The sequence below is a fragment of the Bradyrhizobium canariense genome (genome assembly GCF_018130465.1).
GTDB lineage: Bacteria > Pseudomonadota > Alphaproteobacteria > Rhizobiales > Xanthobacteraceae > Bradyrhizobium > Bradyrhizobium canariense_C.
In genome coordinates this window covers 43,118-56,373 of sequence record NZ_JAFCKJ010000022.1, presented here as the reverse complement: position 1 = coordinate 56,373, position 13,256 = coordinate 43,118, and the positions used below count along the sequence as shown (strand labels likewise).

Below are 13,256 nucleotides of genomic sequence, written 5' to 3'. Positions count from 1 at the left end.
TGCATCAGGTGCGCGAGATCGCCTGAGATGGCCCGTTACGTCGCCAATCGCCTGGCGCAGGCGATCATGTTGCTGGTGATCGTGTCCGCGATCGGCTTCGCCATCCTGCATCTGGCGCCCGGCGGTCCGCTCTCGCAATTCGCCGCTTCCGCGCAGATGACGCAGGAGGACCTCGATCGCGTCACGAAGCAGCTCGGCCTCGATCGTTCGCTGCCGATCCAGTATCTCGACTGGTTCGGCCGGATGCTGCGGGGCGATTGGGGCCGCTCGTATCGCGACGGCGAGGCGGTGCTGTCGGTGATCTCCTCGCATCTCGGCGCCACGCTGGAGCTGATGACGACAGCGACCATCATTGCCGTCCTGCTCGGCTGCTGGATCGGTGTGCTCGGCGCGCTACGCCGCTATTCACTGTTCGATACGCTGGCGACCGTCGGCGCCATGATCGCATTGTCGATCCCGACCTTCTGGTTTGGCCTCGTCACCATCTACGTGTTCTCGGTGAAGCTCGGCTGGCTGCCGTCCGGCAACCGGCAGACTGTCGGCGACGGCTCGCTGCTCGACCTCCTCCATCATCTCATTGCGCCGGCGCTGGTGCTGGCGCTGGTCGAGACCGCGATGTGGGGCCGCTTCATGCGCTCCGCGATGCTCGAAGTCATCAACCAGGACTACATCCGCACCGCGCGCGCCAAGGGCATGCCGGAATGGCGCATCCTCACCGTGCACGCCTTGCGCAACGCGCTGCTGCCGATGATCACGGTGGCCGGCCTTCAGTTTCCGACGCTGCTCGGCGGCGCGCTGGTTGCCGAGACCGTGTTCACCTGGCCCGGCATGGGTCGGCTGTTCCTCGATTCCATCGGATATCGCGACTATCCCGTGGTGATGGGCATCCTGATGTTCTCGGCAACGATGGTGCTGATCGGGTCCTTTCTCGCCGACATCTTTTATGCCGTCGTCGATCCGCGCATCCGGGTGGGCTAGGCGATGACGAGCGCGGCCCTCCCCACCGTCCCGCTCGCGCCCGGCCAGGCCGCGTGGCGGCGCTTCCGCCGGCATCGGCTGGCACTCGCGGGCGCGGTGATCATTCTGCTTCTCATCCTCGGCTCGGCATTCGGCCCGTACCTCCTGCCGTTCGACGACACCTATATCGACATCATGAAGCGGTTCGCGCCGCCGTTTTCGGGCGCGCATATCCTCGGCACGGACGAGCTCGGCCGCGACGTGCTGGCCCGGCTGATGATGGGCGGGCGCGTGTCGCTCTCGATCGGCATCGTCGCGATGGTGATCGCGATGGCGGTCGGCATCGCGGTCGGAGCCTTCGCCGGTTTCTACGGCGGCGTGGTCGGCGCGGTGCTGATGCGGCTCGTCGACGCGGTGCTGTGCTTTCCAACGATCTTTCTTCTGCTCGCGCTCGCGGCGCTCACCGAGCCTGGCCCCGTCACGACCACGGTGCTGATCGCGGCGACGGCCTGGATGGCCGTCGCCCGCGTCGTCGAGGCCCAGGTGCGTTCGCTGCGCGAACGTGAGTTTGCGGTTGCGGCTCTCGCCTTCGGTTCATCGAACCTGCGGATCATGTTCCGCGAGCTGGTGCCCAATGCGATCGCGCCAATCGTGGTGGCGGCGACGCTGAACGTCGCCAAGGCGATCCTGCTCGAATCCTATGTCAGCTATCTCGGCTACGGCATCCAGCCGCCGGCCGCGAGCTGGGGCAACATGCTCAACAACGCGCAGATCTATCTCACCAGCGCGCCCTGGCTCGCGATTGCGCCGGGCCTTGCCATCACGCTGGCGGTGACGAGCTTCAACTTCCTCGGTGACGGCCTGCGCGACGCGCTCGATCCGCGGATGAACATCCCATGATCTGCAAACTTATGACGAGCAAGATCTCGATCGAACTGAAGTCCAGACTGACGTCAAGGAGTGTCTCATGTCCCCGCCGCTCACCCGTATAAACAGCGACGAACGCCTGCCTGGGCAGGTCGACGTTGTCGTCATCGGCGGCGGCGTCATCGGCGTCTCCGCGGCCTATCATCTCGCGAAGAAGGGCCTCTCTGTCGCCCTGGTCGAGAAGGGCCATGTCGGCGGCGAGCAGTCCAGCCGTAATTGGGGCTGGTGCCGCCAGCAGGGCCGCGCGCGTGAGGAAATCCCGCTGGCTCGCGAGGCGCTGCGCCTGTGGGAAGACATGCAGAACGATGCCGGCGTCGATGCCGGCTTCCGCCGCACCGGCGTGCTGTTCCTGACCAAGAGCAAGGACGAGCTCGCCAGTTGGGAGCGATGGGCCGCAACGGCGCGCGAAATGCAGGTGCACTCGACCGTCCTGACGCCGGCCGAGGTCGCCGAGCGTCTGCCCGGCAATTCCGAGACATGGGTCGGCGGCCTGCACACACCGAGCGACGGGCGCGCCGAGCCGTCGATGGCTGTGCCCGCGCTTGCGACCGCCGCGCGAAAACACGGCGTCACCATTCATCAGGGCTGCGCCGCGCGTGGGTTAGAGACGCAAGGCGGACGGGTGAGCGCTGTCGTCACCGAGAAGGGTACCATTCGCACGCAATCGGTGCTGCTGTCCGGCGGAGCGTGGTCGTCGCTGTTCTGCCGCCGCCATGGCATCGAGCTGCCGATCGGCCTCGTCAACGCCACCGCGTGCCGGACCACGCCGGGGCCGGAGATCACCGCCGGCGCGCTCGGCACCGACTTCTATTGCATCCGCCGCCGCCTCGACGGCGGCTTTACGCTGGCGCTGCGCAACCGCGGCACGGTCGAACTGTCGCCCGATCTGTTCCGCTACGCGCGGACCTTCTGGCCGACCTATCTGCATCGCAAGAACGGGTTGAAACTGTCGCTCGGCAAATCCTTCTTCGACCAGCTCATGCGCGGCACGAGCTGGAGCTTCGACAAGCCGTCGCCGTTCGAGACCGAGCGGGTACGTGATCCCGCGCCCGACATGTCCCTGGTCAATGCCGCGCTGGCTTCGCTGATCAAGTCGAACCCTGAATTGAAGGACATCGAAATCGCGGAGGCCTGGGGCGGTACGATCGACTGCACGCCGGATACCATTCCGGTCATCTCGCCGGTCGACGCCATGCCCGGCTTCTTCCTCGCCACCGGCTTCTCCGGCCACGGCTTTGGCATCGGTCCTGCGGCCGGCAAGCTCGCCGCCGACATCGTGACGGGCGCGACGCCGCTGGTCGATCCCGCGGCCTACAGCCACAAGCGCCTGATCGACGGCCGCCGGCTCGCGCCGGTCAGCCCGTTCTGAGGGTTTTGCGGCATGACGGTTCTCTACAAGGCCAACGTGGTTCGCGGCGCGGAGTGGGCGGGCTTCTTCGCCGAGCGCGCGCCGGATGTGCCGTTCCGGCTCTGGCCCGACATCGGCGATCCCGCCGAGGTGCGCTATCTCGTGGCCTGGGTGCCGCCGGATGACATTGCGACGACCTTCCCCAATCTCGAGCTCGTCTTCTCGGTCGGTGCGGGTGTCGATCAGTTCGACGCGTCAAAAGTTCCACCGCACATTCCGCTCGTGCGCATGCTGGAGCCCGGCATCGCCGAGACCATGGTCGAATACGTCACCATGGCTGTGCTCGCCCTGCATCGTGATCTCCTGCACTTCATCGCCCAGCAGAAGGCGCAGGTCTGGCGCGAGATCCGGATCACGCCAGCCAAACGTCGCCGTGTCGGCGTGATGGGTCTTGGCCAGCTCGGCCAGGCCGTGGCCGAACGCCTTAAGGCGTTCGGCTTTCCGCTTCTCGGCTGGAACCGCTCGCCGCGCGCGATCGACGGCGTCACTTGTTACGCGGGCATGGAAACGTTGCCGGATTTCCTTGCGCAGACCGACATTCTCGTCTGCCTGTTGCCTCTGACCAATGAGACCCGCGGCATCCTGAATACGGACCTGTTCGCGCTCCTGCCGCGCGGCGCGTCCCTCGTGAACGTCGGCCGTGGCCCGCATCTGGTCGAAGCCGACTTTCTCGCGGCGCTCGACAGCGGTGCGTTGTCAGGCGCCGTCCTCGATGTCGCCGAGCCGGAGCCGCTGCCTGCGGGGCACCCCTTCTGGAGCCACCCGCGCATCCTGCTGACCCCGCACAATGCCAGCATGACGATGCCGGATACGGCGGTCGATTTCGTGCTGGACGTGATCGCACGCCACCGCCGCGGCGAGGATTTGCCGGGGCGTGTCGACCGTAGTCGTGGCTATTAGGACATCGGCATGAGCATGGGCGCAAGCATACCTGACCACGTCGCCGCCCACGCACAGGCGCCCGTGCTGTCGGTCTCAGGCCTCACCACGTGCTTCCTGCGCGAACGGCAATGGATTCCCGTCGTCCGCGACGTGTCGTTCGATATTGCCTCGCAGGAAACCGTGGCCATCGTCGGCGAATCCGGTTCGGGCAAGAGCGTCACCGCGCTCTCGATCATGCGGCTCATTCCGAAGGAGAACGGCCGCATCGAGGGCCGCGTCACGCTTGCCGGCCGCGATCTGCTCACGCTGCCCGAAGCGGGCATGAAGGATGTTCGTGGCAACGAAATCGCCATGATCTTCCAGGAGCCGATGACGAGCCTCAATCCGGTGCTCACCATCGGCTTCCAGATTGCGGAAGCGCTGATCCAGCACCGCGGCCTGTCGCGCGCGGCGGCGGAGGTCGAGACCATCCGCCTGCTCGACCGCGTGCGGATACCTGCGGCGAAATCGCGCTTCCACGAGCATCCGCATCGCTTCTCCGGCGGCATGCGCCAGCGCGTGATGATCGCGATGGCGCTGGCCTGCAAGCCGAAGCTGCTGATCGCGGACGAGCCGACCACCGCGCTCGACGTCACGATCCAGGCCCAGATCCTGGAGCTTCTGAAGGAGCTTCAGCAGGAAGAGGGGATGTCGATCCTCTTCATCACCCACGACATGGGCGTGGTGGCCGAGATCGCGGACCGCACCGTGGTGATGTATGGCGGCCAGGCGGTGGAGACCGACGATACCTCGCGCATCTTCGCAGCCCCTTCGCATCCCTATACAAGGGCACTGCTCGCGGCCGTGCCACGCCTCGGCTCGATGGACGGGCGGACGCGGCCGATGCGTTTTCCAATCGTCGACAAGGTGACGGGGACCTCGGACGAGCCGGCGGAGACGCCCGATACGGTCTCGATTGCGGAGCGACCGCTGCTCGAAGTCTCCAATCTCACGACGCGCTTTCCAATCCGCTCGGGCTTGTTCGGCAAGGTCTCGGGCCGCGTCCATGCGGTCGAGAATATCTCCTTCACCTTGCGCGCCGGGGAGACGCTGGCGCTGGTCGGCGAATCCGGCTGCGGCAAGTCGACGACGGGCCGCTCCATTCTGAAGCTGACGGAGCCGGACAGCGGCACCGTCCTGATCGACGGGCAGGATGTGCTGACCATGAATGCCCGCACCTTGCGCGACTTCCGCAAGCGGATGCAGATCGTGTTCCAGGATCCGTTCGCGAGCCTCAATCCGCGCATGTCGGTGGGAACGGCGATCGCGGCGCCCTTGCTTGCCAACGGGCTCGCCTCGGCGTCGCAGGCGCGGGAGAAGGTCGCCGACCTGCTCGTTCGCGTTGGTCTCACCGCCGACATGGCCGCGCGCTTTCCGCACGAATTCTCCGGTGGCCAGCGCCAGCGCATCTGCATTGCCCGCGCGCTCGCGCTAGGACCGAAGCTGATCGTCGCGGACGAGGCGGTCTCGGCGCTCGACGTTTCGGTCAAGGCGCAGGTCGTCAATCTGATGCTGGACCTTCAGGCCAGCATGGGACTTGCGTATCTCTTCATCTCCCACGACATCGCGGTGGTCGAGCGCATGAGCCATCGCGTCGCGGTGATGTATCTCGGCGAGATCGTCGAGACCGGTCCGCGCGAGGCCCTGTTCGGCAATCCGCAGCATCCCTATACGAAGAAGCTGATGGCGGCCGTGCCGGTGCCCGATCCAGCGCGCCGCGGCACCAGGCGCGAGGCCGCCAACGACGAGATCAGAAGCCCGGTGCGCGCGCCCGACTACCAGCCGCCGGTTCGACATTATCGCGAGGTGTCGCCGGGCCACGTCGTCCAGGTCTGGGGCGAGGAATGGTCCGCCTGACGTGACGACTGCGCGTCATTTCCAAAATGCACGATGAAATCGCGCAGCCATCTGCCAGGCAGGTCAACGGTGTTGTCCTTCGCCCTGCCGGTCCTTTGACATCACGCTGAAATCACAATGAAATCATCGCGTCGCGGCTCGGTCGATCCGTCTGCCGCGACGGCTTCGTGTTATGCGCTGCGGCTGGACCGTCGGCCGGCGATCTCCGATAATGCGGGGATCTCGGGAAGGCCGGCGAAGACGTGCCTTTACGGATGGATTTACTAGAATGACACAAGCAGGCGTTTATGGGCAGAGGCTCGGGCAGGGCCTTCGCTCGAAGCAAGCACCGGTCCTGATCACGCGTTCGCTGCACAGCGCCGAGCTCGCGGTCACCGAAGTCCGCAACGACGGTCCGACGCCGGATATTTCCGGCTCCCTGGCTGCGGAAGATGCCTATCTCGTCAGCCTGAAACTCCGCGACTATCCGGATTGCGAATGCTGGGAGGAGGGCCGCTGTGTCACCAGGGCGGATGTTCGCGCAGGTGCGACCTATCTGTACGACCTCAAGCGCGACCCGCGCTATGTGATCGACAAGCCGTTTCACTCGCTCTTCTTCTATTTGCCGCGCTCGGCGCTCAACGGCGTTGCCAGGCAGCCCGGCGGACCGCGCGTTGGCGAGCTCAGCTACGAGCCCGGTGTCGGTCATGACGACGAGGTCGTTCGACATATCGGCGCCTCGTTGCAGCACGGACTGCGTCGGCCCGACGAGACCAACCAGCTTTTCGTCGATCACATGATGCTCGCGCTCACCGCCCATGTCGTCCAGACCTATGGTGGGCTGAAGCCAGCCGCAGAACCGAGCCGCGGAGGTCTCGCGCCATGGCAGGTGAAGCGTGCGTGTGACCGGCTCGATTCCGATCTCTCGGGCAAGATCGCGCTGCAGCTGATCGCGACCGAGCTTGGCCTGTCAGTCAGCCACTTCTCGCGCGCATTCCGGATCTCCACCGGCCTGCCGCCGCATCAATGGCTGCTCCAACAGCGCGTGAAGGCGGCCAAGCAACTGATGACGGTCCGCGACTTGCCGTTGTCCGAGATTGCCATCTCGGCCGGATTTGCCAATCAGAGCCATTTCACCCGGGTGTTCTCGTCCCTGGTCGGCGTCAGTCCGGGCGCCTGGCGCCGCGAGACGGGCAAGTAGCGTTTCAGCGGCGCTTCGCCAGCGAGATCGTGTAGGCGGTGCGGCGCGCCGCAAAGATCTCGTCCGGCGGATGGCCGATGCCGTCGGCAAGATTGACCGGATTGAAGATGGACCCGTCGCAGGCATCATTGGCCTCGAGGCTGGTGATGACGATCGTTCCCAGCCGCACCTCCTCACGGTTGTCCTCGTCCGGCCATCGCTGGGTCACGTCCATGGTGGGATCGCCGGGACGGTCGAGCAAGGCCATCACGTTGAAGCGGACATCGCCGGCTGCGATCCTCCGCGCGAGATCGTCATGCAGGAAGTCGGCGGACTTCGCCTTGGCCTCATCCTCGCTCAGCGTGATATCGCCGCCGACAGGCGCGAGCTTGAACTTGATGAAACGGGTTTCGGCCTTGGCGTTTGTCGCGGGAAAAGCGTGCACGCCCCAATAGGTCGTGCCGGCAAAGCTGCCGGGCAGCCGGCGTGCGGCGATGTAATTCGCCTGGTTCAGTGTTTCAGGATTGGCCGCGGAAAAGGCCCGGACCTTCTCGATATCAGGCTTGCCGTCCTCGCCTGGAGCGCGCGCCTTGAGGAAGGCAAGCATCTGGTCGAGCGTCCGTGCAAAATGCACCGGAGCGCTTTCCAGCAGGATGTCCGAGCGATGGGCGTCGTCGCCAAGCCTGAAGCTGAAGCCGCGCAGCACGAAATTGTTGGTGTCGGTCACCTCGGGATTGCCGCCGCCGACCGAGAAGCGCGCCAGCACGCGCGACGGTTTTGTGAAGCTCAGCGATCGCGTGATCTCTGCCGCGCGGTCGGACGGAGCATAGGTGCCGCGCACGCATCGGCCCTTGGCGAAGCTCGCACGCACCTTCGGCGGATTGCCAGCGATCGCCTTAAGTGCGTCGACGATCGCGGCCGGTGTGGCGGCAGGGTGTGGCAATTCGGACATGGCTTGGCCTCCGGCGCGAGCGGCATGTCCGTGTTCTAGGCCTGGTGCAGCGCCAGCGTCTTTCCCAAAGCCGCGCTGCTTTGTCCGATCCTGCTGAAGGAATTCGGCGGGTCTTCAGGAATTCACGTGCACGAAATCCCGCAGCAGCGGATAGATCTCGTTATTCCAGCGCTTGCCCGAGAACACGCCGTAATGGCCGACGCCGGCCTGCATGTGGTGCACACGGCGATAGGCGCGCACGCCGGTGCAGAGGTCTTGCGCGGCCAGCGTCTGGCCGATCGAGCAGATGTCGTCCTTCTCACCCTCGACCGTCATCAGCCCCATGCGGCTGACGGCCTTGGTGTTCACTGGACGTCCCCGATGCATCAGCTTGCCCTGGGGCAATAGGTGTTCCTGAAACACGTCGCGCACGGTCTCGATGTAGAATTCGGCGGGCAGGTCCATCACGGCGAAATATTCGTCGTAGAAGGTCTTGATGCTGGCCGCCTTCTCCTTCTCGCCCTTGGCGATGTGGTTGGCGAGGTCCATGTGCTGCTTGATGTGGCGCTCGAGATTCATCGAGACGAAGGCGGTGAGCTGCACGAAACCGGGATAGACTTTCCGAAGCGCGCCGCGGCACTGCACCGGCACGTAGTTGATCAGGTTCTGCTCGAACCAGTCGATCGGCCTGCTCTTGGCGAATTCGTTGACCCTGGTCGGCTGGATGCGCGTGTCGATCGGCCCGGCCATCAGCGTCAGCGTCGCCGGCCGCGAGGGATGATTGCCCTCGCACATGATCGCGGCGGCCGCGAGCGCCGAGACCGAGGGCTGGCAGATCGCGACCATGTGCGGGCGCGGGCCCAATTGGCCAAGGAAGTCGATGAGATGCTCGGTGTAGTCGTCGAGCCCGAAACGGCCCTCGCTGCGGGGAATGTCGCGCGGATTGTGCCAGTCGGTGATGTAGACGTCGTGGTCCTGGAGCAGCGTCTTGACGGTGCCGCGCAGCAGCGTCGCGAAATGGCCGGACATCGGCGCCACCAGCAGCATGCGCGGCTGCTCGCCCACGCCCTCCTTCTTGAAACGCAGCAGCGAGCCGAACGGGGTCGCGTAAGCGACCTCCTCGGTTACGGCGACCTCGCGGTTGCCCACCATGACGCTGTCGATGCCATAGGCGGGGCGGTGATAGGTGAGGGTGGAGCGGGAGATCAGCTCCAGCGCGGCCGACAGCCGGCCGACGACCTGATCCGATAAGCCCTGCGGCACCAGATTGAGGAATTTGAGCGCGGACGAAGCCCCCGACCGCCACGGCGCCGTCAGGTCCATATGGTTCTGAAAGGCCTGATAATACATCGACATCATACTGAAACGCCCACTTGTCCCGTGTTGCTATGCAATATCGAAGCCAAACCGGGATGGGCCGTCCTCGAGATTGGCACGTCGCTTGCTGCTCTTTTCGCGGGAAGCACAGGCGGTGCGCATCCCCGCAGACCGGGCGGGGTGCAGGTCACAGGCGTGAGTCACAGGCGTGAGGGAAGGCCACATGGCGAAGGCAACACTGACCATCAGCAGCAAGAACTATTCGTCCTGGTCGCTGCGTGGCTGGCTGCTGACGAAATTTTCCGGGCTCGATTTCGAGGAGATCGTCACTGCGCCCGACGACGCGTCGGCGCGCGCCGAAATCCTGCTGTTGTCGTCGTCGATCCTGGTGCCGTGCCTGCGACACGACGGCGCGACCGTCTGGGATACGCTGGCGATCGCCGAATATCTCAACGAGGCCATGCCGGATGCCGGGCTGTTGCCCGCGGATCGCGTCCAGCGCGCGCATTGCCGCTCGATCTGCGGCGAAATCCATTCCGGCTTCACCACCTTGCGCGCCTCGCTGCCGGTCAATTTGAAGGGGCACTTTCCCGGCTTCAAGATCTGGTCGCGCGCGCAGGCCGATATCGATCGCGTCTGGTCGATCTGGCGCGACTGCCTGGAGAAGTCGGGCGGGCCCTTCCTGTTCGGCGAGAGGCGCACCATGGCGGACGCGATGTACGCCCCGGTGGTGACGCGCTTCGTGACCTATAACGTCAAGCTCGAGCCGCAGCTGCAGGCCTATGCCGATACCATCATGGCCATGCCGGAGATGCGGGAGTGGATCGCGGCGGCAAGGGACGAGCCGGCCGAGATCGAGGAGCTCGAGGTCGAATATTAGGCAGGCCTGGTGCCACCTGCCTGTTTTGGGGGCGAGCATCCAACCGCCGCACCCGGCAGTCATGCCATTGAAGCCGTTAACTTTTAGCGCCCGTGGCCGGCTGGGCCTGCTCACGCGCTGCGCAGATATTGTATGCGCGTGCTGTCTCGTTGCGACATCTAGCCGTGAACAGGCGCGTACAGAACCCTACGGCTGATTCGGACGTGATTCGTTCGGGCCGCGTTCCGAAGGTTAAGGCTGGACGCGGCCCCGTTGCATTTTGAGACAGATGTCGGTGCTTCAGGCCACGCCCGAATGCTTCATGCGCGGTACGCGCCAGCCGATGACGGTGGCTTCGACCGCGACACCGGCCGTGTGGTTCTGCCAGCGTCCCTCGACATAGCGGCAGGCGAACGGCAGTTGATACGTCCCGCTGTGGTCCTCGCACAGCACTTCGACTGCAAGGCCGGGCGGCGGTTCTCCGGCGCCGTCGAATTCCGCCAGTCGTCTGTCGCGCGTTGCCATTCCAAAAATCTCCCCTAAACAAAGCCGCGGAAGGAGGGCCCATTTCCTCCGCGTGCAGATCATCGCTCCCCGTCCGAGGGAACAGCTGCAAGCTCAACGCGAGAATGCGGTGCGAGTGTGGTAACCTCGACAGGCTGCGTGCAAAAAGCGCACATTGCCGTGATTGATTTGACGGGGAACCAGCATGCAGCTTCGAAGCGCCGGCGTCTGTTTCGCGATGTTGCTGCTCGCCACGCTGGCGATTGCGCCGGTCCGCGCGCAGGACGTGCCCGGCATCGAGATCTGCACCGTCGAGAAGACCATGGAGCGCCGCACCAGCTGCCTCCAGAGCAACGTCGACTTCCTCCAGAAGACGATCACCAAGCTGAACCTCGATCACCAGCAAAAGCTGGATGCCGCGGGTCGCCAGATCGATGCGTTGAAGACGACCGTGGCCGGCTTGCAGAAGACGCTCGGCGATCTCCAGGCCGCGCAGGCGAAGATCGCGGAGGATGTGAAGAAGAAGCAGGACGCGCCGCCGCCGAAGGATGCGAAATGAATGTCGTGTCCCGGACGCGGTGCAGCCTGTAACGCTGCTCTACCGAACCGGGACCGTGAAGCAGTAGCGCGCAACGCTGGCATACCATCCCGCTTGCTTGGCAAGCCCCGGTGACTTTGTCATAACCGCTGGCAAATCTTGCCTGTGGGGCCCGTGCCGGACATCCCGTGCAAGTCATAACAACAAGTCATAACAAGCAGCCGGGAGGGTCCCCACATGTCCAACGTCCGCGTTCTCGCCACCGACCTCGAATTTCCCGAAGGGCCGGTCGTGATGCCGGACGGCTCGGTCGTGCTGGTGGAAATCCGCGGCCAGCGCCTGACCCGGGTCTATCCCGACGGCCGCAAGGAGATCGTCGCGAAGATTCCGGGCGGCCCTAACGGCGCGGCCCTCGGCCCCGACGGCAAGATCTACATCTGCAACAATGGCGGCTTCTCCTGGATCCCGACCCGCAACATGATCATGCCGGGCCCTCAGCCGGACGATTATCTCGGCGGCTCGATCCAGCGCGTCGATCTGCAATCCGGCAAGATCGAAACCGTCGTGACCAGGTGCGGCGAGCACGATCTGCGCGGGCCGAACGATCTGGTGTTCGACAAGCAGGGCGGCCTCTGGTTCTCCGATCTCGGCAAGCGCCGCGCGCGCGAGATGGACGTCGGCGGCATGTACTATCTCAAGCCCGGCATGAAGGAGATCGTCGAAATCGTGCACGGCGTGCTGCCGGCGAACGGCATCGGCCTGTCGCCGGACGAGGCCACCGTCTACATCGCGGAGACACCGACGGGCCGGCTCTGGGCCTACGAACTCTCCGCGCCCGGCACGCTCAAGCCGCGCGACGTGATCTATCGCGGTGAACGTGGAAAGCCGATCTGCGGCCTCGGCGGCTACCAGATGTTCGACTCGCTGGCGGTCGAAGCGAACGGCAATGTCTGCGTCGCCACCCTCGTCTCCGGCTGCATCTCGGTGATCGCCCCGGACGGTACCTTGGTGGAGCAGGTCCCGACCGGCGACCGCGTCACCACCAACATCGCCTTCGGCGGCCCCGAGCTGAAGACCGCCTACATCACGCTGTCAGGCAAGGGCGAGCTGATCGCCATGGACTGGCCGCGCAGCGGTTTGCCCCTCAATTTCCTAAATAAGTGAACGGTGCTAGTTACCGTCATTGCGAGCGAAGCGAAGCAATCCAGGAATGTGTCCACGGAGACAGTCTGGATTGCTTCGTCGCTTCGCTCCTCGCAATGACAAAGGAGAGAGTCCGAAATGCCCTGGCCTGATCCCATCACCCTGCGCGGACAGCATGCCGGTCTGGAGCCGCTGTCGCATCAGCACCGCGACGGGCTGATCGAGGCCGTGAAGGACGGCGAGCTCTCAACCATCTGGTACACCGCGATCCCGACGCCGGAGAACGTGGGCAAGGAAATCGACCGCCGGCTCGGTCTTCAGGCCGCGGGCTCGATGCTCCCCTTCACCGTGTTCGATGGCAGCGGCAAGATCGTGGGCATGACGACCTACATGAACATCGATGCCGCCAACCGTCGCGTCGAGATCGGCTCGACCTGGTATGGCAAGAGCGCGCAGCGCGGCCCGCTCAACACGCAGTGCAAGCTGCTGCTGCTCACCCATGCCTTCGAAACCCTGGACTGCATCGCAGTGGAATTCCGCACCCACTTCTTCAATCACCAGAGCCGTCGCGCCATCGAGCGTCTGGGCGCCAAGCAGGACGGCATCTTGCGCAGCCACCAGGTCGCGCCGAACGGCACGCTGCGCGACACCGTCGTCTACAGCATCACCGCGGCCGAATGGCCGACGGTGCGAACGCATTTGAATTATCAACTCAACGACAAGCCGCGCTGAGCG

General features: G+C 64.9%; 13 protein-coding genes. 10 read left to right on the top strand and 3 right to left on the bottom strand.

The genetic code is table 11. The features are described 5' to 3' along the window. Positions 1-27 precede the first annotated feature (27 nt). The 6 genes from JQ591_RS34765 (at position 28) to JQ591_RS34740 (ending at position 7,250) form a co-directional block, all read left to right on the top strand. On the top strand, positions 28-978 hold the full coding sequence (locus JQ591_RS34765) for an ABC transporter permease (RefSeq protein ID WP_211400462.1): 951 nt from the start codon (positions 28-30) through the stop codon (positions 976-978). Positions 979-981: 3 nt separating this feature from the next. Continuing rightward, positions 982-1,857 (top strand): ABC transporter permease, encoded by an 876-nt coding sequence (locus JQ591_RS34760; RefSeq protein WP_211400461.1) that lies wholly within the window; start codon positions 982-984, stop codon positions 1,855-1,857. A gap of 67 nt (positions 1,858-1,924) precedes the next feature. Next, entirely contained in the window at positions 1,925-3,253 is a 1,329-nt protein-coding gene (locus JQ591_RS34755) for an NAD(P)/FAD-dependent oxidoreductase (RefSeq protein ID WP_211400460.1), read from the top strand. Positions 3,254-3,265: 12 nt separating this feature from the next. Continuing rightward, a complete protein-coding gene (locus JQ591_RS34750; RefSeq protein WP_211400459.1) occupies positions 3,266-4,192 on the top strand; it encodes a 2-hydroxyacid dehydrogenase in 927 nt (308 codons plus the stop codon). 9 nt (positions 4,193-4,201) lie between these two features. After that, positions 4,202-6,070: an ABC transporter ATP-binding protein gene (locus tag JQ591_RS34745; RefSeq protein ID WP_211400458.1), complete on the top strand. Its 1,869-nt coding sequence runs from the start codon at positions 4,202-4,204 to the stop codon at positions 6,068-6,070. A 268-nt stretch (positions 6,071-6,338) separates the two neighbouring features. Continuing rightward, the gene (locus JQ591_RS34740) at positions 6,339-7,250 is read left to right on the top strand and encodes a helix-turn-helix domain-containing protein (protein ID WP_211400457.1); all 912 of its coding nucleotides are present in this window, start codon (positions 6,339-6,341) and stop codon (positions 7,248-7,250) included. Positions 7,251-7,254: 4 nt separating this feature from the next. Here the strand turns inward: JQ591_RS34740 and JQ591_RS34735 are convergent, their stop codons facing one another. Together JQ591_RS34735 and JQ591_RS34730 are read right to left on the bottom strand one after the other, a co-directional pair. Further along, on the bottom strand, positions 7,255-8,181 hold the full coding sequence (locus JQ591_RS34735; RefSeq protein WP_211400456.1) for a catalase family peroxidase: 927 nt from the start codon (positions 8,179-8,181) through the stop codon (positions 7,255-7,257). Between the two features lie 114 nt (positions 8,182-8,295). After that, complete coding sequence (locus tag JQ591_RS34730) at positions 8,296-9,519, bottom strand: polyhydroxyalkanoate depolymerase (protein WP_211400455.1); 1,224 nt, start codon at positions 9,517-9,519, stop codon at positions 8,296-8,298. 181 nt (positions 9,520-9,700) lie between these two features. Between JQ591_RS34730 and JQ591_RS34725 the strand changes: the two genes are divergently transcribed. After that, positions 9,701-10,357, top strand: a complete 657-nt coding sequence (locus tag JQ591_RS34725; RefSeq protein ID WP_211400454.1) for a glutathione S-transferase family protein — start codon at positions 9,701-9,703, stop codon at positions 10,355-10,357. A gap of 279 nt (positions 10,358-10,636) precedes the next feature. On the opposite strand, the gene JQ591_RS34720 is transcribed toward JQ591_RS34725, so the two are convergent. Beyond that, complete coding sequence (locus JQ591_RS34720) at positions 10,637-10,861, bottom strand: hypothetical protein (protein WP_007595594.1); 225 nt, start codon at positions 10,859-10,861, stop codon at positions 10,637-10,639. A gap of 184 nt (positions 10,862-11,045) precedes the next feature. Here JQ591_RS34720 and JQ591_RS34715 point away from each other — a divergent pair, with 184 nt between their 5' ends. The 3 genes from JQ591_RS34715 (at position 11,046) to JQ591_RS34705 (ending at position 13,253) form a co-directional block, all read left to right on the top strand. Then, positions 11,046-11,399: a hypothetical protein gene (locus JQ591_RS34715; RefSeq protein ID WP_211400453.1), complete on the top strand. Its 354-nt coding sequence runs from the start codon at positions 11,046-11,048 to the stop codon at positions 11,397-11,399. A gap of 216 nt (positions 11,400-11,615) precedes the next feature. After that, positions 11,616-12,542 carry an SMP-30/gluconolactonase/LRE family protein gene (locus JQ591_RS34710; protein WP_211400452.1) on the top strand — a complete coding sequence of 309 codons (927 nt, stop codon included), beginning with the start codon at positions 11,616-11,618 and terminating at the stop codon, positions 12,540-12,542. Positions 12,543-12,659: 117 nt separating this feature from the next. Next, entirely contained in the window at positions 12,660-13,253 is a 594-nt protein-coding gene (locus JQ591_RS34705) for a GNAT family N-acetyltransferase (protein ID WP_211400451.1), read from the top strand. Positions 13,254-13,256 lie beyond the last annotated feature (3 nt).

What these genes read in the sequence shown, in the direction of transcription:
- JQ591_RS34765 (WP_211400462.1), top strand. Translation starts at nt 28, where the DNA reads ATGGCCCGTTACGTCGCCAATCGCCTGGCGCAGGCGATCATGTTGCTG.
- JQ591_RS34760 (WP_211400461.1), top strand. Translation starts at nt 982, where the DNA reads ATGACGAGCGCGGCCCTCCCCACCGTCCCGCTCGCGCCCGGCCAGGCC.
- JQ591_RS34755 (WP_211400460.1), top strand. Translation starts at nt 1,925, where the DNA reads ATGTCCCCGCCGCTCACCCGTATAAACAGCGACGAACGCCTGCCTGGG.
- JQ591_RS34750 (WP_211400459.1), top strand. Translation starts at nt 3,266, where the DNA reads ATGACGGTTCTCTACAAGGCCAACGTGGTTCGCGGCGCGGAGTGGGCG.
- JQ591_RS34745 (WP_211400458.1), top strand. Translation starts at nt 4,202, where the DNA reads ATGAGCATGGGCGCAAGCATACCTGACCACGTCGCCGCCCACGCACAG.
- JQ591_RS34740 (WP_211400457.1), top strand. Translation starts at nt 6,339, where the DNA reads ATGACACAAGCAGGCGTTTATGGGCAGAGGCTCGGGCAGGGCCTTCGC.
- JQ591_RS34735 (WP_211400456.1), bottom strand. Translation starts at nt 8,181, where the DNA reads ATGTCCGAATTGCCACACCCTGCCGCCACACCGGCCGCGATCGTCGAC.
- JQ591_RS34730 (WP_211400455.1), bottom strand. Translation starts at nt 9,519, where the DNA reads ATGATGTCGATGTATTATCAGGCCTTTCAGAACCATATGGACCTGACG.
- JQ591_RS34725 (WP_211400454.1), top strand. Translation starts at nt 9,701, where the DNA reads ATGGCGAAGGCAACACTGACCATCAGCAGCAAGAACTATTCGTCCTGG.
- JQ591_RS34720 (WP_007595594.1), bottom strand. Translation starts at nt 10,861, where the DNA reads ATGGCAACGCGCGACAGACGACTGGCGGAATTCGACGGCGCCGGAGAA.
- JQ591_RS34715 (WP_211400453.1), top strand. Translation starts at nt 11,046, where the DNA reads ATGCAGCTTCGAAGCGCCGGCGTCTGTTTCGCGATGTTGCTGCTCGCC.
- JQ591_RS34710 (WP_211400452.1), top strand. Translation starts at nt 11,616, where the DNA reads ATGTCCAACGTCCGCGTTCTCGCCACCGACCTCGAATTTCCCGAAGGG.
- JQ591_RS34705 (WP_211400451.1), top strand. Translation starts at nt 12,660, where the DNA reads ATGCCCTGGCCTGATCCCATCACCCTGCGCGGACAGCATGCCGGTCTG.